Raw genomic sequence first — 664 nt, forward strand, 5'->3', positions numbered from 1 at the left:
ATCATAATCCTTTAAAAAACAAATGAAATTAATGAAAGTTTTATGCCTATCTATTTCCTTAAAATTTAAATCATGATTTTGTGAGGAAGAAGCTATTCTTTTTACATAATAAATTCAAATCTATAAAAAAATCCCAAGTAAAAACTTGGGATTCAATATATTTAAAAAAGTAATTTACTTATTTTATAAATTCAATTTTTTGAACTTCTTCGGCGTTAACGCTATCAAAGAAACCTTGATCGTTCATCCATTCATCGCTGAATACTTTACTCATATATCTTGAACCATGATCTGGGAAAATTGCAATTACATTACTGTTTTCATCAAATTCTCCTTCGGCTGCATATTGACGAATTGCTTGCAAAACCGCACCAGAAGTATATCCTACAAATAATCCTTCTTTTCTGGCAATTTCTCTAGTAACGTGAGCACTTTCCTCATCGGTTACTTTCATAAATTTATCGATAACATCAAAATCGGTTGCAGATGGAATTAAGTTTTTCCCTAAACCTTCAATTCGGTAAGGATAAATTTCATCGTTATCAAATTCTTTTGTTTCGTGGTATTTTTTCAAAACCGATCCAAAAGCATCAACTCCTAAAATTCTAATATTTGGATTTTGTTCTTTCAAGAAACGTGCAGTTCCAGAAATAGTTCCTCCTGT

General features: G+C 30.3%; 1 protein-coding gene. It reads right to left on the reverse strand.

The window, feature by feature from the left end:
* Positions 1-178 precede the first annotated feature (178 nt).
* The coding region (locus DIU01_RS06915; protein WP_290832845.1) for a pyridoxal-phosphate dependent enzyme at positions 179-664 on the reverse strand (486 nt) is incomplete at its 5' end.

Origin of the sequence: Flavobacterium sp. (assembly GCF_003525665.1) — a bacterium.
Classification (GTDB): Bacteria; Bacteroidota; Bacteroidia; order Flavobacteriales; family Flavobacteriaceae; genus Flavobacterium.